Below are 15,236 nucleotides of genomic sequence, written 5' to 3'. Positions count from 1 at the left end.
ACTCTTTTATTGAAAGAAAGCCGTTGGCTCAGTGCGTACGGGTGACCTTGCTCAAGTGCCTTGGTTGGTCCGGGTCCAGTCCTCGGGCCACGGCCAGGCTCGCGGCCATGCCGTAGAAGCTCTGGATGGCCAGAATCGGGTCCAGGGCCGGGTGTCCGGCGCGGGTCAGCGTCAGGTCGCGTTCGGCGATGTCATCAGGCGCCGCCAGCAGTACCCGGGCGCCGCGCTGGCGCATGTCCGCGGCCAGGCTCAACACCCCGGCCTGCTCGGCACCGCGCGGGGCGAACACCAGCAGCGGGTAGTCGGCATCGATCAGCGCCATCGGCCCGTGGCGGACTTCGGCGCTGCTGAAGGCTTCGGCCTGGATCGCCGAGGTTTCCTTGAACTTGAGCGCCGCTTCCTGGGCGATGGCGAACCCGGCGCCCCGGCCGATCACCATCAACCGCTGGCAGTTGCGCAGGGCTTCGACGGCAACGTTCCAGTCCTGACGGGCGGCATCGCGCAAACCTTCGGGCAGGGCATTGCCCGCTTCGAGCAACTCGGCGTCGTCCTTCCAATGGGCTACCAGTCGCGCACTGGCGCTGAGGGTGGCGATGAAACTCTTGGTGGCGGCGACGCTGCTTTCGACGCCGGCGCACAACGGCACGCTGAATTCACACGCCGCTTCCAGCGGTGAGTCGGCAGCATTGACCAAGGCCACGCTCAAGGCGCCGCGCTTGCGCAGCAGACGCAGGCTGTCGACCAGGTCCGGGCTCTGTCCCGACTGGGAAAATGCAAAGGCCACCTGGCCGCTGACCTTGAGCGGCGCCTGCTGCATGGTCACCACCGACATTGGCAGCGAGGCCACCGGGATGCCCAATAGCTGCATGGTCAGGTAGGCGAAGTAGCTGGCGGCGTGGTCGGAACTGCCCCGCGCCACAGTCATCGCCACTTGCGGCGGTTGACGGCGCAGGCGACCGGCGATTTCCATCAGCGCCGGGTCCAATTGTTGCAACTGACGCTCGACAGCTTCGAACGAGCTCAGGGCCTCTTCAAGCATTTTGCAAGTCAATGGCTTCTCCTTCGACCATCACGTCGGTCAGCGTCAGGGAACGGTCCAGGCGCACGCAGTCGGCCCAGGCACCGGGTTGCAGGCGTCCGCGCTCGGGCAGGCCGAGGTAGTCGGCAGGGAATTGGGACAGGCGTTGCGAGGCTTCGCCGATGGGCAGGCCAATCTTCACCAGGTTGCGCAAGGCCTGGTCCATGGTCAGGGTGCTGCCGGCCAGGGTGCCGTCGGCCAGCCGAACGCCGCCCAGGCACTTGGTCACGGTGTGGCTGCCCAGCTTGTACTCGCCATCGGGCATGCCGGCGGCGGCGGTGGAGTCGGTCACGCAATACAGGCACGGGATCGAACGCAGGGCCACGCGCATGGCGCCAGGGTGCACATGCAGCAAGTCCGGGATCAGCTCGGCGTATTGCGCATGGGCCAGCGCCGCGCCGACGATGCCCGGTTCGCGGTGGTGCAGCGGGCTCATGGCGTTATATAGATGGGTGAAACTGCTGGCCCCGGCGGCCAGCGCGGCGACGCCTTCCTCGTAGCTGCCCAGGGTGTGGCCGATCTGCATGCGCACACCTCGGGCGCTGAGCGTACGAATCAGGGCGTCGTGGCCGGCGATTTCCGGGGCAATGGTGATCACCCTGATCGATGCCAGGGCCAGGTAACTCTCCACCTCGGCCAGCAGCGCGGTGTGGGCGAAATTCGGTTGGGCGCCCAGTTTGCCCGGGTTGATGTAAGGGCCTTCCAGGTGTACGCCGAGAACCCGGGCGTTGCCGCGCTGGCGCTGCTCACAAAACTCGCCGAGGGCCTTGAGCACGCTGGCGATCTCGTCGCTGGGCGCGGTCATGGTGGTCGCCAGCAGCGACGTCGTGCCGAAACGCACATGGGTGCGGGCGATGGTTTCGAACGCCAGGGCGCCTTGCATGATGTCCATGCCGCCACCGCCATGGACGTGCAGGTCGATGAAGCCGGGCAGCAAATAGGGCAGGTCATTGCTCGCCGGATCGCAGGGTTGGCCATCGATGGCCACGATCTTGCCGTGTTCATGGATCAGGTGGCCGCGAACCCAGCCGTTGGGGGTGAGGATGTTGTCTTCGGACATGGGCACTCTCTAGTCGTCTAACGCCGCAGCTCTGCGACAAAGTCGTAGTAGTCGTTGCGGCAATAGGTGTCGGTGACTTCGATGGGGGTGTTGTCTTCCAGGTAGCCGACCCGGGTCATCAGCAACATCGCGGTGCCGGGGGCGATGCCCACCAGGGCGGCGAATTCGTCCGAGGCGTTGATGGCCTGGATGTGTTGCAGCGCGCGCACCACCGGCTTGCCGATGCCGTCGAGGAATTCATAGAGCGAATCGCCCACCGCTTGTGGCTTGGGGATGATGCTGGCGGGCAGGGTGCTCATTTCGATGGCCATGACCGTGTCGTCAGCCTTGCGCAGGCGCTTGAGCCGCACAACCTTGTCGGTGGGTGACAGGCCCAGGCGGATCAGTTCTTCGTGGGTTGGCGGGGTGATTTCCCGCTCCAGCCATTGCGAACCCGGCACGAAGCCCTTGAGCCGCAGCATCTCGCTGAAGCCGCTGAGGCGTGACAGCGGTTGTTCCAGGCGTGGGGTAATGAACGTGCCCGAGCCCTGGTTGCGGCGGATCAGGCCTTGTTCGAACAGCACTTCCAGCGCTTTGCGGGCGGTGACTCGGGAAATGCCCAATTGCTCACTTAAGCTGCGTTCGGATGGCATCGCCTGTTCGGCTTTCCACTGGCCAGCGTGGATGGCGGCTTCCAGGTTGCGTGCCAGTTGCAGGTAGAGCGGGGTGGGTTGGGTGTCGTCGGGGCGTAGGGCCAGGATGTCGTTCATTTGTTTGTCCGATGCGGTTTTGTATGGGCGTTGTCGCTCGGTGATTGGGGTTGAAGCTAATACCACTTGAATACCATGTCAACGCTGGTTCTGGTGGGTTACGAGTGTTTATGGGGTGTTTTTAGAGGGGTTGTTTGAAGTGGTATTAGGGTGGTGGGGATAGTGCGTGAAATTACTTGCTTTGGGCTGGGGGGTTAGAGGTCAGTGGTATGCATGGGGCGCGGGTTTTGAAATTTGATATTTATTTTTGTGGTGACCGGCGGTGGTTTGTTTTGTGTGTATATCCGTTGCTGCGGTAACGGCCACTTAGGGTTCCGCCCTTACGGCGGGTCACTTTTGAGAAGCGCAAAAGTAACCAAAACGCTTTTGCCCCACCACTCGGTGCCTCGCCTAGGCTCGGCATGCCCGAACGCAGGCATTGCTCCGTGGGCCCGCCGCGAAGGGCCATCCATGGCCCAGCGCGGCTACCTCGGCATCCATGCCGAGGTGCCCACTCCGCAATACCTGCGTTCGGCCAGCGTGGTTAACGGGGCGCCGAGATCAACGTCCACCCCACCACGAGGCGGCCTGATAGCCGACCTGGCGCACCCAGTCGTACACCCGTCAGATCTGTGGGAGCAAAGCTTGCTCGCGAGGCGGCCTGACTGCCGACCTGGCTCTCCCGGTCGTACTCCGATTCCCCTGTGGGAGCGGGCTTGCTCGCGAAGGCGGCATAACAGCCAACGAGGATGTTGAATGTACTGGCCTCTTCGCGAGCAAGCCCGCTCCCACAAGGTGTTTGCGGCGTATATGAGTGTTGTGGCTGCTGAAAATCCAATGTGGGAGCGAGCTTGCTCGCGATGGCGGCGGTTCAGTCACATGGATATTGGGTTTGCTGGCCTCATCGCGAGCAAGCTCGCTCCCACAGGAGAAACGCGGTCCCACCAAGAACCAGGTCGGCTGTCAGGCCGCCTCGCGGCGGACGTAGATTTTGGCGCCCCGTTAACCACGATGGCCGAACGCAGGCATTGTGGAGTGGGCATCCCGGCATGGATGCCGGGATAGCCGCGCTGGACCATGGATGGTCCTTCGCGGCGGGCCCACGGAGCAATGCCTGCGTTCGGGCATGCCGAGCCTAAGCGAGGCACCGAGTGGTGGGGCAGAAGCGCTTTGGTTACTTTCGCGCTTTTCGAAAGTGACCCGCCGTCAGGGCGGAACCCTAAGTGGCCGTTACCGCAGCAATGGATATGTACCCAATTCAAACCAAAAAAAGCCTATCTGGGATTTTGTCTGAAACATCCTTGATCAAGTGGACGGTCTGTCAGACGCACCGAAGTTTCCGACATGTTTTTAAGGTTGTCCCTCGGAAGCGAGGGCTCTAGCCTTTGGGTGTCGCTGCCAATTCAGCGACCGGATTTGACCGTCCGAACTCACAAGACGCACCAGCGTACCAGGACCTATTTCAGGCGTTTTTCTTTCGTCTGAGGTATCGTGTCGCGGCGGCTGTGCGCGGGACGTCTTCGGACGTGCCGGTTTCCTTGTGAATCGGTCGGTCAACCCGCGTACAGCTGCCACTTTTTTGTTTGACCGCGAAATGGTGGTGGCTCCATCAACACAAGGAGCTGCACATGATCAAAGAAACCCCCAACCCTCCAAAACCCGCATCCACCTTCCCCTACGGCGACTACGCCCCCGACAAGCTGAAAGAAGCCGCCGACCGTGCGATGGACCATTACCTCAAGCCCGACGACAGCGAACCAGAACCCCAACCCTCGACGCAATTGTTCACCGTCTCGGACAACGTCGATACCGAAGCCCTGCTAGCCAACCTCAGCGAAACCCTGGCCTCGGCCAATGCGATGCTCAGCGATCTGGCCTTCGATCTGGAAGGTTCTCGGCGGCATGTGGCGTTGGGAGTGGCGCAGATGATCGAGCTGGGAGCGCTATTGGCAAACAAGGCTTTGGATCGGGCAGAGCTTCGGACCTGATGCAATAAGTGCCGGCCTCATCGCGAGCAGGCTCGCTCCCACAAGGGACGGGTGTCGACCACAAGTTCTGTGAACACCACAAATCCACTGTGGGAGCGAGCCTGCTCGCGATAAATCGAAAGACGAATACAAAAAAACCGGCAGAGCACTGAAACTGTGGCGAGGGGGACATACAAGCCCCAAGTGACAGCATCAGCCACCCTGCACGGCAGATGGCATGGGCTTGAAAACTATTGATGGCGGTTCTCGAGGCGGCAAACCTCTTTTTCTATGCCGATGCATTCGACCGGTTCGCCCACGCCTTTCTCGAAACGACGGGCGTTCATCAGCAGGCCTCCTTTGATGCCACCGATGAACGCGAAGGCGCCTTCACGTCCGCCTGTGTTACGTCCTGACAAGTCCACGGCCACGCTGTTGGGCCTGACTTCATATACCCAGCCGCCGTTTTGCGCTTGGGCGATGGCCCAGATCTTGGCATCGGTATAGTCGCGAAACGCGACAACGGCCGAGTTGGTAAAAACGGACGACTCTGGATCACTCGCCAATCTCAAGTTCGGTACTTGCGAATTCCAGGCCCGTAATCCTTGGGCAAGTGCATCCGCCCCTTGTACGGAGTTGATTATTGAAGAGCCGACTGCCCAGAGGGATTGCTTACTCGTTACCCAGGCCAGACCCTCTGGGGGCGTGATCCGGCTCCAATCGATGTTCACCGCCGCGACCTCCAATGGGCTTTCATGGCCCGTCGGTTCGCGGTAGTTCGGGTTCGGCTCACAATCGGCAAGGTTGTCTTTCTTGCATGCTTGCTTGATGAACTGGCGCTTGACGCCTCCCGGAAAGCTGATTTCCTGCTCACTGACAGGTCCTCCCGACACATCCTGATCGATACCATGGGGGGCTTTGATCTCATACACCCACTCCTTGGCGAAACGTTGGGCGAGCCCCTGGTCGCGGGTTGTACTGCTGTAGACCGATTTACCTGCGCCAGCCCCGTGGCTCCACCAGTCATACATCCACTCGATGACGGGGGAGCCTACGGCTTTGGGTAAAATCCCGTCCTGGAAGGCCCCGAGTCCCTGATCCGTCGTGTCCCCTCGATAGAGCGTGTTCATGTCGGTACGCCAATGCAACGATGGCTTGGTATCGCGGATCGGCACACTCGAATCCGCGGTAACCTGAAGCCAGGCGGTATACCACGGCTCCTCTTTTCCATCGGCTCCCCACGCGTCTGCGCTCGGTTGCCACACACCCGCCAACACCACCACCGCGACAGCTGTCGCCCGTATGAAATTGTTATTGGTTGTCATGATTTGATGTCTCATCTGGAACGGTGAAGCCCTGTCGAATCACATACGTCATGACTGCCTATGCTTCGACGTGACACATCTCACTTTGGATTCTGCGGGGGGCTGCTGGGCAGAGCCTCGACCTACCGCATCAGTTCTGAGAGTAGATCAAGGCTGGGGGAGGGATTGCGTTGCGGTGCCTGGACTTGTAACAAAAGGCTGATAGCCACCGACTTTTGTGGCGAGGGGATTTATCCCCGTTGGGCTGCGAAGCAGCCCTCAAGCCAGGTAATTCGGTGTGTCAGGCAGATTGAGTTGTTGGCTTAGGGGACTGCTGCGCAGTCCAGCGGGGATAAATCCCCTCGCCACAGGGAACTCATGTGTGGTCGAGTTCTACGGTCGGATTTCGATCATCGTCCCATCCGGCACCAGGTTCCAGACTTCGCGCATGTCCACGTTGCGCATGGCGATGCAGCCGTCGGTCCAGTCCAGCGTATGGAACAACTGTTCAGGGTTCTCTTCCGAATCCGGCGTGCCGTGGATCATGATCATGCCCCCCGGCTCCACGCCTTCGCGTCGGGCGCGGGCGGCGTCGCTGATGTTGGGGTAGGAAATGTGCATCGACAGGTAGAAACGGTCGCTGGTCTTGCGCCAGTCGATCCAGTAGAAACCCTCGGGGGTGCGCTTGTCGCCTTCGATCAGTTTGGGGCCTTTCTTGGCGCCCTTGCCCAGGGAAATACGATAGGTCTTGAGCGGCTTGCCGTCGTTGATCAATTGCAATTGATGGGCAGACTTGAGCACCAGCACTTTTTCGATGACTTTGCCGTTGTAGGTTCCCACGGCGGCGGCCTGGGACACAGCGGTGAACGACAAGCAGAACAGGACAAGCAACCAGCGCATTGAAACGATATCCCTAGAGGTGTCGCGGCTATATTGATTGGTATTTTCAGGTGTTGGCGGGCTGGGCCAGCGGTGGGATCGATTCGGATCGCACCGGGTAATCCTCGGCCCGGCGGTCAGCGTAGAAATATTCCAGGGTACGGCCCACCGTGCGGAAAGCCAGCTCGTCCCAGGGAATATCCGCTTCTTCGAACAATTTCACTTCCAGGCTCTCGGGCCCGGCGGCGAAATCCTCATCCACCAGTTCGGCGCGGAAGAATACATGTACCTGGCTGATATGCGGTACGTCAATCAGCGTATAGATGCTCAAGTTTCGCACCCGGGCGCAGGCCTCTTCGGCGGTTTCGCGCACGGCGGCCTGTTCGATGGTTTCTCCGTTTTCCATGAAGCCTGCCGGTAGCGTCCAATAACCGCGCCGCGGCTCGATGGCGCGCCGGCACAACAGGACTTTACTGCCCCAGGTCGGTACGCAGCCGGCCACTATGTTGGGGTTCTGGTAATGGATGGTATGGCAGGTGTCGCAAACGAAGCGTAGGCGCGAGTCGCCTTCGGGTATGCGCTGGGTCACCGGGTTACCGCACTGGCTGCAGAATTTCATGCTTGGGTTCCTGAATGCTGCGCCTATCTTGGCGTGCGTGGGCCGGTGCGGCAAGTTGTCGTTTCGCGACACGACGCGGTGCGGGGCTTGGGCCGCTTGAATGATTGGTGCATGATGCAAGGTAGCGAATAAATCGAGAAGTCTCATGCTGGACGAGCTACTGCATCGAGTAAGCAACCATACCCCGCAAGACCTGCAGGCCGACCGACGTTTCCCTGAAGCCGCAGTGCTGGTGCCGATCACCCGCAGCGATGAACCGGAGTTGGTCCTGACCCTGCGCGCCAGCGGGCTCTCGACCCATGGCGGCGAGGTGGCCTTTCCTGGCGGGCGCCGCGACCCGGAAGACCCCGACCTGATCTTCACCGCCCTGCGCGAGGCCGAGGAAGAAATCGGCCTGCCTCCCGGCCTGGTGGAAGTGATCGGCCCCCTCAGCCCGTTGATTTCGCTGCATGGCATCAAGGTCACGCCCTATGTCGGGGTGATTCCGGACTACGTCGAATACCAGGCCAACGATGCCGAGATCGCCGCGGTGTTCAGCGTGCCGCTGGAGTTTTTTCGCAAGGACCCGCGCGAACACACGCATCGTATCGATTACCAGGGCCGCAGTTGGTACGTACCCAGCTATCGTTTTGGCGAATACAAGATCTGGGGCCTGACAGCGATCATGATCGTCGAACTGGTCAACCTGTTGTATGACGCCGATATCGACCTGCACACGCCACCCAAAAGCTACATCAATACCTGATGACCCGAGGATCCTCATGAAATACCGCCTGGGCGATGCCCGTGTCGAAACCCACCCACAGAGCTGGGTCGCGCCCAACGCCACGCTGGTGGGCAAGGTTCGCCTCGAAGAGGGCGCCAATGTCTGGTTCAACGCCGTCCTGCGCGGCGACAACGAACTGATCCTGATCGGCAAGCACAGCAACGTGCAGGACGGCACGGTGATGCACACTGACATGGGCTATCCGCTGACCATCGGCACCGGCGTGACCATCGGCCACAACGCCATGCTCCATGGCTGTACGGTGGGCGACTACAGCCTTATCGGCATCAACGCGGTGATTCTCAACGGCGCGAAGATCGGCAAGAACTGCATCATTGGCGCCAACTCGCTGATTGGTGAGGGCAAGGAGATCCCCGACGGCTCGCTGGTGATGGGCTCGCCTGGCAAGGTCGTGCGGGAATTGACCGAGGCCCAGAAGAAAATGCTCGAAGCCAGCGCGGCTCACTATGTCCACAACGCGCAGCGCTACGCCCGCGACCTCGCCGAGCAAGAACAATGACCCCGTCCGAACGCCCGGTTCGCTCGCCCTGTGTGAACGTCTGCGCGCTGGACGATGACGACGTCTGCACCGGTTGCCAGCGCACCGTGGCGGAAATCACCCGATGGAGCCGGATGGATAACGAGGAACGGCGCAGTGTCTTGGCGTTGTGTCATGAGCGGGCCAAGAGCAGTGGGCTGGTGTGGATGTTGCCGGCCAGGCGCTGATGCCGGATATGGAACATAACCCCCTTGTGGCAGAGGATTTATCTGTGGCGAGGGGATTTATCCCCGCTGGGCTGCGTAGCAGCCCCCAAATCCGGCGCCTCGGTGTGTCAGGCAGAGTAAGTTGACAGCTTTGGGGCTGCTGCGCAGCCCAGCGGGGATAAATCCCCTCGCCACAAGAGCATATTCACCAGGCTTCAATGTGTTCGCCCCAACCACCGATCCACCCCCACCACCGCCAACGCAATCCCGACAAACCCCGCCAAGATCCCCCCGGCATTGATGAACACCTGTGGATAACCCAGGTTCGCCACATCAATGAAAGGGTAGGGGTAGGCCGCCAACAGATCCCCGCGCAGCAGGACATAGGCGAAATACACCAAGGGATAGATCATCCACAGCCCGATGTGGCCCAGGCGCAAGGTGCCTTTGGGCACATACAGCCACCAATAGACGATGTACAGCAGCGGCATCACGTCGTGCAGCAACTCGTCGGCCACGAACTGCCAGCCTTCGGGCTGCCATAGATGCCGCAACAGCAGGTTATAGGCCAGGCTGACCAGGGCGATGCTCGCGGCGATACCACTGCGCACGCTGGGCCACAGGAACCAGCGACGGGCTGGGGATTGGCGCGGGTTCAGTTCCCAGGTCAATACCACTGCCACCAAGGTGTTGGTCAGCACCGTGAAAAAACTGAAGAAGTTCACCAACCCGCCCAGCAGGCTCGCGTCCAGCTCCCATCGGCCGAGCAGGATCAGGTACAACTGGATGCTCAAACCCGTCCAGCCGAGCACTGCCGCCACCGCCACGAGCCGCGCGGGACGACGCAGATCGATATCCACGGTTCAGACCGGCCGCTTGGTACGCATCAACTTGATGTACAGGCGCTCGACCTTCTCCCGCGCCCACGGCGTCTTGCGCAGGAAGGTCAGGCTCGACTTGATGCTCGGGTCGCTCTTGAAACAGCGGATGTCGATGCGTTCAGCCAGGCCCGACCATTCGTAATGCTGCACGAGGGCGTTGAGGATCTGCTCCAGCGTCACGCCGTGCAGCGGGTTGTTGTTGGGTTCGGTCATGGAAGGCCTTCGCATGCAAAAGATGTAAAGCCGCGCACCTTAGCCGAGGTGCCCTTGTGGTGGAAGCATAGCCTTCAACATGGCCGCCAGAGCCCGGCGCGCACTGTTACCGAATCCGAGATGATTCATGTCAACAAAAGCCCTTTCTCTATTGATAACAGGACATTATCCTTGCGCCGCCTGCTGAAACGCTTCTGCGCTGTTGGGTGAAGCCTCTGCGTCCGGCTCCTGCTGGAAGATCAAAGATTTTTTATACCTGATGTCCAGGCTCTGAAAGACAGCGCTGTCTTTACCGGCGAGACCTGTGGGAGCGAGCCTGCTCGCGATTGCGATTTCACATCCAGCCACGATGTCGACTGCCAGACCGCAATCGCGAGCAGGCTCGCTCCCACAGGGATTTGCAATAACCGAATACCTTTGACTGAACCATGCCCCCTCAAGATCGTCATCTACAGTGACTACTTGCGCGGGACTCCTTAAAACGTCACGGAGAATCACACTATGAGCACTGAGGGTGCTTTGAGTCGAAGCCGTCTGCTACCGAGCCTGCTCGGCATTCTGCTTCTATTGATGGGCCTGGCCCTGTTGGCCGGGGGAGTCAAGCTGAGCACGCTTGGCGGCTCGTGGTATTACCTGCTGGCCGGTATCGGCCTGGCGCTGACCGGCGTACTGCTGATCATGGCCCGTCGCGCGGCCCTGGGCCTGTACGCGCTGGTATTGTTCGCCAGCACCGTGTGGGCGTTGTGGGAAGTGGGCCTGGATTGGTGGCAACTGGTGCCGCGCCTGGCGCTGTTGTTCGCCCTGGGCATCGTCATGTTGCTGCCATGGTTCCGTCGCCCGCTGTTGAGCGCTGATGCCCCGGCCACGGGAACCCGCGCATTGGGCGCCGCCGTGGTCATCGCCGGTATCGCCGCACTGGCCAGCCAGTTCACCAACCCGGGCGAGATCAAGGGCCAACTGGACCGCGACAGCGTGCCGGGCATGACCAACACCGCCCCGGCCATGCCCGATGGCGACTGGAACTCCTACGGCCGTAGCGCCCATGGCGACCGTTATTCGCCGCTGGCGCAGATCACCCCCGAGAACGTCAGCAAACTGGTGCCGGCCTGGACCTATCGCACCGGCGACCTGCCGGGGCCGAACGACCCGGGCGAGACCACCGCGGAAAACACCCCGCTGAAGGTCAACGGCATGCTCTACGTGTGCACGCCCCACAGCCAGGTGATTGCCCTGGAGCCGGAAACCGGCAAGGAAATCTGGCGTTTCGATCCGAAGCTTTCCACCCAAAAAGCGGAAAACTTCAAGGGCTGGGCCCATATGACCTGCCGTGGCGTGACCTATCACGATGACGCGGTGTACGCCTCGGCCGAACAGAGCCCCACCGGCACCGCCAGCGCCACGCCGGCCAGCACCTCGTGCCCGCGGCGGATCTTCCTGCCGACCGCCGACACCCGTCTGATCGCCCTGAACGCCGACACCGGCAAGATGTGTGAAGACTTCGGCGACAAAGGCCAGGTCGACCTGACCGCCAACATCGGCGGCTTCACGGCCGGCGGTTACTACTCCACCTCGCCACCGGCGGTGACCCAGAACCTGGTAGTGATCGGCGGTCACGTCACCGATAACGTCTCCACCGACGAGCCAAGCGGTGTGATCCGCGCCTACGACGTCCACACCGGCAAGCTGGTGTGGAACTGGGACAGCGGCAACCCGGACGACACCACGCCGATTGCCGAGGGCAAGACCTACACCCGCAACTCGCCGAACATGTGGTCCATGTTCAGCGTCGATGAAAAACTCGGCATGCTCTACCTGCCGATGGGCAACCAGACTCCCGACCAGTTCGGTGGCAATCGCACGCCTGAGTCGGAAAAATATTCCGCCGGCCTGACCGCCCTGGACATCGCCACCGGCAAGGTGCGCTGGTACTTCCAGTTCACCCACCACGACCTGTGGGACATGGACGTCGGCGGTCAACCGACCCTGATGGACATGAAGACCGCCGACGGCGTGAAGCCGGCTGTGTTGGCTTCCACCAAGCAAGGCAGCCTCTACGTGCTCGACCGCAGCAACGGCCAGCCGATCATCCCGATCAAGGAAATCCCGGTGCCGCAAGGCGCGGTGGAAGGCGACCACACTTCGCCGACCCAACCGATGTCCGACCTGAACTTCGTGCCGCCGGTCCTCAAGGAGCGGGACATGTGGGGCGTGACCCCGTTCGACCAGATGCTGTGCCGGATCGACTTCAAGTCGCTGCGTTATGACGGCATGTTCACCCCACCGTCGCTGCAAGGCTCGATCGTCTACCCGGGCAACTTCGGCGTGTTCGACTGGGGCGGCATTTCGGTTGACCCAGTGCGGCAGATCGCCTTCGTCAACCCGAGCTACATGGCGTTCAAGTCGAAACTGGTACCGGCGGCCGAAGTGGCTGGCGGCCCGGGTCGCAAGAGCGAAACCGAAGGCGTGCAGCCGAACAAGGGCGCACCGTATGGCGTGATCCTCGAAGCGCTGCTCTCGCCAATGGGCCTGCCTTGCCAGGCGCCTGCGTGGGGTTATGTCGCGGCAGTGGACCTGACCAACAACAAGACCCTGTGGAAGCACAAGAACGGCACCGTGCGTGACAGCTCGCCGGTACCGATCCCGCTGAGCATGGGCGTACCGAGCCTGGGCGGCACCTTTACCACCGCCAGTGGCCTGGCGTTCCTGAGCGGTACCCTCGACCAGTACCTGCGTGCCTATGACGTGAAAAACGGCAAGCAACTGTGGGAAGGCCGCCTGCCCGCCGGCGCCCAGACCACGCCGATGACCTATACCGGCAAGGACGGCAAGCAGTACGTGCTGGTTGTTGCCGGTGGTCATGGTTCCCTGGGCACCAAGCAGGGCGACTATGTGATCGCCTACAAGCTGCCGGATTAAGCACAACCGGCGCTCATGAAAAAGGCGACACCTTTGCGGGTGTCGCCTTTTTCTTTAGCCCGATGTCATCCCAAGTTAACTGTGGGAGCAAAGCTTGCTCGCGATGCTGGCGCCCTGGTCTTCAGGTGGACCGCGTTATCGTTCATCGCGGGCAAGTCTTGCTCCCACAGATCACCATGAGGCAAACGATACTGCTTACAACTCGATCTTCACCGCCTGGGAAGCCCGGGTCGCCTTGGCGCGGGCGGCTTCGATGGATTCGTCGCGGGCCAGGGCTACGCCCAGGCGGCGCTGGCCGTTGACTTCCGGTTTGCCGAACAGGCGCAGGGCGGTGTCCGGTTCGCTCAGGGCGGCGCCGAGGTTGGCGAAAGCGGTCTGGGTCGACTGGCCTTCCACCAGGATCACCGCCGACGCCGAGGGGCCGAACTGGCGGATCAATGGGATCGGCAAGCCGAGGATCGCGCGGGCGTGCAGGGCGAACTGCGACAGGTCCTGGGAAATCAGCGTCACCAGGCCGGTGTCGTGGGGGCGCGGCGAGACTTCGCTGAACCACACCTGGTCACCCTTGATGAACAGCTCGACGCCAAACAGACCGCGACCACCCAGGGCCTCGGTCACTGCCTTGGCCACGCGCTCGGATTCGGCCAGGGCCACCGGGCTCATGGCCTGGGGTTGCCAGGATTCCTGATAGTCGCCCTTTTCCTGACGGTGGCCGACCGGTGCGCAGAAGGTGGTGCCGCCGACGTGGCGCACGGTGAGCAAGGTGATTTCATAATCGAAATCGATGAAACCTTCGATGATCACCCGACCCTTGCCGGCACGGCCGCCTTCCTGGGCGTAGTCCCAGGCTTTCTGCACGTCATCGGCACTGCGCAGCAGGCTCTGGCCCTTGCCCGAGGAACTCATCACCGGCTTGACCACGCAGGGGAAACCCAGGGTTTCCACGGCCTTGCGGTAGTCTTCCACGGTATCGGCGAAGAAGTATGGCGAGGTCGGCAGGCCCAACTCTTCGGCGGCCAGGCGCCGGATGCCTTCGCGGTTCATGGTCAGTTGCGCGGCGCGGGCGGTAGGGATCACGGTGAAGCCTTCGGCTTCCAGTTCCACCAGGGTGGCGGTGGCGATGGCTTCGATTTCCGGCACGATGAAATGCGGCTTCTCGGCCTCGATGACCGCGCGCAGGGCAGCGCCGTCGAGCATGTTGATCACATGGCTGCGGTGGGCCACTTGCATGGCCGGCGCGTTGGCGTAGCGATCCACGGCAATCACCTCGACGCCCAGGCGCTGCAGTTCGATTACCACTTCCTTGCCCAGCTCACCGCTGCCACACAACAAAACGCGGGTCGCGGTGGGCGACAATGGGGTTCCGATACGGGTCATCTGAAGGTCCTCAAACAGGAGCGGATCATCGCGGGTTGCGCGCCGGGCGAGCTTCCCATGGGAGAAAGCGCGGCATTTTACATGAACCGCGGGGTTTGGCTTCAGCCGGCGACGGTTTGCTTGCGTAAACGCCAGGCCATGATCAACCAGACGACCGTGACTCCGGCGAATTTCGAGGCCAGGGCGGTGATCACCACGGGCGGTGTCAGGGCGTCGATCAGGCCGAAGAAGATAAAGGTGTCCAGGGGGATACTCAGGGCCGAACTGATCCACAGTCGATCATGCAGCGGACGCTTGGTAATGGTGAACACCAGCCAGTCGATGCACTCGGACACCGCAAACGCGGTGGCGCTGGCCAGGGCGATGGTCGGGTCCGAGGTGACATAGGACAACACCAGCGCCACCAGCATCGCCACGATGGCGCCATGGCCGAAACGGGTCTGCACCATGTCCCGCAGGATAAACACCAGCCCGCCCCAGGCCGACCAGATGATGTCCAGGTGCGGTGCGGCAGAGAACGCGAAGTTGATCAGCACGACGCTGGCGATGTAGGCGAGCAGGTAAAGCATGGGGCGGGTACCTGGTGATGACGGATAAGGTATTAAAGGACAGCGATACTCCCTGTGGTGAGGGGATGTATCTGTGGCGAGGGGATTTATCCCCGCTGGGCTGCGCAGCGGCCCCCAGAACAGTCACCCCAATCTTTCTGATCCACCGAGTTGCCTGGTTTTAGGACTGCTGCG

Annotated in this window: 15 protein-coding genes; 5 read left to right on the top strand and 10 right to left on the bottom strand. The window is 61.6% G+C overall.

Features of this window, described 5'->3' with window-relative positions; translation table 11 throughout:
• Window positions 1-28: 28 nt before the first annotated feature.
• Genes PSH86_RS24500 through PSH86_RS24490 form a run of 3 tightly spaced genes read right to left on the bottom strand, consistent with a single transcriptional unit; the run spans window position 29 to window position 2,887 of the window.
• Window positions 29-1,051: an SIS domain-containing protein gene (locus PSH86_RS24500; RefSeq protein WP_212801408.1), complete on the bottom strand. Its 1,023-nt coding sequence runs from the start codon at window positions 1,049-1,051 to the stop codon at window positions 29-31.
• The gene (gene nagA / locus PSH86_RS24495; RefSeq protein ID WP_305485479.1) at window positions 1,032-2,138 is read right to left on the bottom strand and encodes an N-acetylglucosamine-6-phosphate deacetylase; all 1,107 of its coding nucleotides are present in this window, start codon (window positions 2,136-2,138) and stop codon (window positions 1,032-1,034) included. Before nagA ends, PSH86_RS24500 begins: the two co-directional genes overlap by 20 nt.
• Window positions 2,139-2,155: 17 nt before the next feature.
• Window positions 2,156-2,887, bottom strand: a complete 732-nt coding sequence (locus tag PSH86_RS24490; protein ID WP_305485476.1) for a GntR family transcriptional regulator — start codon at window positions 2,885-2,887, stop codon at window positions 2,156-2,158.
• A gap of 1,607 nt (window positions 2,888-4,494) precedes the next feature.
• Here PSH86_RS24490 and PSH86_RS24485 point away from each other — a divergent pair.
• A complete protein-coding gene (locus PSH86_RS24485) occupies window positions 4,495-4,854 on the top strand; it encodes a DUF6124 family protein (RefSeq protein WP_305485473.1) in 360 nt (119 codons plus the stop codon).
• 230 nt (window positions 4,855-5,084) lie between these two features.
• On the opposite strand, the gene PSH86_RS24480 is transcribed toward PSH86_RS24485, so the two are convergent.
• From PSH86_RS24480 to PSH86_RS24470, 3 genes are all read right to left on the bottom strand, one after another.
• Window positions 5,085-6,158, bottom strand: coding sequence for a hypothetical protein (locus PSH86_RS24480; protein ID WP_305485470.1), 1,074 nt, complete (start codon window positions 6,156-6,158; stop codon window positions 5,085-5,087).
• Between the two features lie 372 nt (window positions 6,159-6,530).
• Window positions 6,531-7,037: a murein L,D-transpeptidase family protein gene (locus PSH86_RS24475; protein WP_072409000.1), complete on the bottom strand. Its 507-nt coding sequence runs from the start codon at window positions 7,035-7,037 to the stop codon at window positions 6,531-6,533.
• 46 nt (window positions 7,038-7,083) lie between these two features.
• The gene (locus PSH86_RS24470; protein ID WP_092166299.1) at window positions 7,084-7,635 is read right to left on the bottom strand and encodes an NUDIX hydrolase; all 552 of its coding nucleotides are present in this window, start codon (window positions 7,633-7,635) and stop codon (window positions 7,084-7,086) included.
• A 145-nt stretch (window positions 7,636-7,780) separates the two neighbouring features.
• On the opposite strand from PSH86_RS24470, the gene PSH86_RS24465 reads away from it, so the two are divergent.
• Genes PSH86_RS24465 through PSH86_RS24455 form a run of 3 tightly spaced genes read left to right on the top strand, consistent with a single transcriptional unit; the run spans window position 7,781 to window position 9,127 of the window.
• Window positions 7,781-8,380, top strand: coding sequence for a CoA pyrophosphatase (locus PSH86_RS24465; RefSeq protein WP_109753727.1), 600 nt, complete (start codon window positions 7,781-7,783; stop codon window positions 8,378-8,380).
• A gap of 16 nt (window positions 8,381-8,396) precedes the next feature.
• The gene (locus tag PSH86_RS24460) at window positions 8,397-8,921 is read left to right on the top strand and encodes a gamma carbonic anhydrase family protein (protein ID WP_109753728.1); all 525 of its coding nucleotides are present in this window, start codon (window positions 8,397-8,399) and stop codon (window positions 8,919-8,921) included.
• A complete protein-coding gene (locus PSH86_RS24455) occupies window positions 8,918-9,127 on the top strand; it encodes a DUF1289 domain-containing protein (RefSeq protein WP_109753729.1) in 210 nt (69 codons plus the stop codon). The genes PSH86_RS24460 and PSH86_RS24455 overlap by 4 nt, the downstream gene beginning before the upstream one ends.
• A 194-nt stretch (window positions 9,128-9,321) precedes the next feature.
• Here PSH86_RS24455 and PSH86_RS24450 read toward each other — a convergent pair whose 3' ends face one another.
• Window positions 9,322-9,933 carry a Pr6Pr family membrane protein gene (locus tag PSH86_RS24450; RefSeq protein ID WP_305490386.1) on the bottom strand — a complete coding sequence of 204 codons (612 nt, stop codon included), beginning with the start codon at window positions 9,931-9,933 and terminating at the stop codon, window positions 9,322-9,324.
• 36 nt (window positions 9,934-9,969) lie between these two features.
• On the bottom strand, window positions 9,970-10,200 hold the full coding sequence (locus PSH86_RS24445) for a VF530 family DNA-binding protein (RefSeq protein WP_003205228.1): 231 nt from the start codon (window positions 10,198-10,200) through the stop codon (window positions 9,970-9,972).
• Between the two features lie 501 nt (window positions 10,201-10,701).
• Between PSH86_RS24445 and PSH86_RS24440 the strand changes: the two genes are divergently transcribed.
• Window positions 10,702-13,116 carry a glucose/quinate/shikimate family membrane-bound PQQ-dependent dehydrogenase gene (locus tag PSH86_RS24440; protein WP_163856891.1) on the top strand — a complete coding sequence of 805 codons (2,415 nt, stop codon included), beginning with the start codon at window positions 10,702-10,704 and terminating at the stop codon, window positions 13,114-13,116.
• A 195-nt stretch (window positions 13,117-13,311) separates the two neighbouring features.
• On the opposite strand, the gene purT is transcribed toward PSH86_RS24440, so the two are convergent.
• On the bottom strand, window positions 13,312-14,493 hold the full coding sequence (gene purT, locus PSH86_RS24435; protein ID WP_063324546.1) for a formate-dependent phosphoribosylglycinamide formyltransferase: 1,182 nt from the start codon (window positions 14,491-14,493) through the stop codon (window positions 13,312-13,314).
• A 101-nt stretch (window positions 14,494-14,594) separates the two neighbouring features.
• On the bottom strand, window positions 14,595-15,062 hold the full coding sequence (locus PSH86_RS24430) for a preQ0 transporter (RefSeq protein WP_134925639.1): 468 nt from the start codon (window positions 15,060-15,062) through the stop codon (window positions 14,595-14,597).
• Between the last annotated feature and the right edge of the window lie 174 nt (window positions 15,063-15,236).

Origin of the sequence: Pseudomonas sp. FP2300, assembly GCF_030687595.1 — a bacterium.
GTDB classification, from domain to species: domain Bacteria; phylum Pseudomonadota; class Gammaproteobacteria; order Pseudomonadales; family Pseudomonadaceae; genus Aquipseudomonas; species Aquipseudomonas bijieensis.
The sequence above is the reverse complement of the archived record's forward strand: the minus strand, read 5'-3'. Positions and strand labels throughout refer to the sequence as shown.

Bases quoted from the DNA above. Each gene is read 5' to 3' on its own strand.
- nagA (WP_305485479.1), bottom strand. From the start codon at position 2,138: ATGTCCGAAGACAACATCCTCACCCCCAACGGCTGGGTTCGCGGCCAC.
- PSH86_RS24490 (WP_305485476.1), bottom strand. From the start codon at position 2,887: ATGAACGACATCCTGGCCCTACGCCCCGACGACACCCAACCCACCCCG.
- PSH86_RS24485 (WP_305485473.1), top strand. From the start codon at position 4,495: ATGATCAAAGAAACCCCCAACCCTCCAAAACCCGCATCCACCTTCCCC.
- PSH86_RS24480 (WP_305485470.1), bottom strand. From the start codon at position 6,158: ATGACAACCAATAACAATTTCATACGGGCGACAGCTGTCGCGGTGGTG.
- PSH86_RS24475 (WP_072409000.1), bottom strand. From the start codon at position 7,037: ATGCGCTGGTTGCTTGTCCTGTTCTGCTTGTCGTTCACCGCTGTGTCC.
- PSH86_RS24470 (WP_092166299.1), bottom strand. From the start codon at position 7,635: ATGAAATTCTGCAGCCAGTGCGGTAACCCGGTGACCCAGCGCATACCC.
- PSH86_RS24465 (WP_109753727.1), top strand. From the start codon at position 7,781: ATGCTGGACGAGCTACTGCATCGAGTAAGCAACCATACCCCGCAAGAC.
- PSH86_RS24460 (WP_109753728.1), top strand. From the start codon at position 8,397: ATGAAATACCGCCTGGGCGATGCCCGTGTCGAAACCCACCCACAGAGC.
- PSH86_RS24455 (WP_109753729.1), top strand. From the start codon at position 8,918: ATGACCCCGTCCGAACGCCCGGTTCGCTCGCCCTGTGTGAACGTCTGC.
- PSH86_RS24445 (WP_003205228.1), bottom strand. From the start codon at position 10,200: ATGACCGAACCCAACAACAACCCGCTGCACGGCGTGACGCTGGAGCAG.
- PSH86_RS24440 (WP_163856891.1), top strand. From the start codon at position 10,702: ATGAGCACTGAGGGTGCTTTGAGTCGAAGCCGTCTGCTACCGAGCCTG.
- purT (WP_063324546.1), bottom strand. From the start codon at position 14,493: ATGACCCGTATCGGAACCCCATTGTCGCCCACCGCGACCCGCGTTTTG.
- PSH86_RS24430 (WP_134925639.1), bottom strand. From the start codon at position 15,062: ATGCTTTACCTGCTCGCCTACATCGCCAGCGTCGTGCTGATCAACTTC.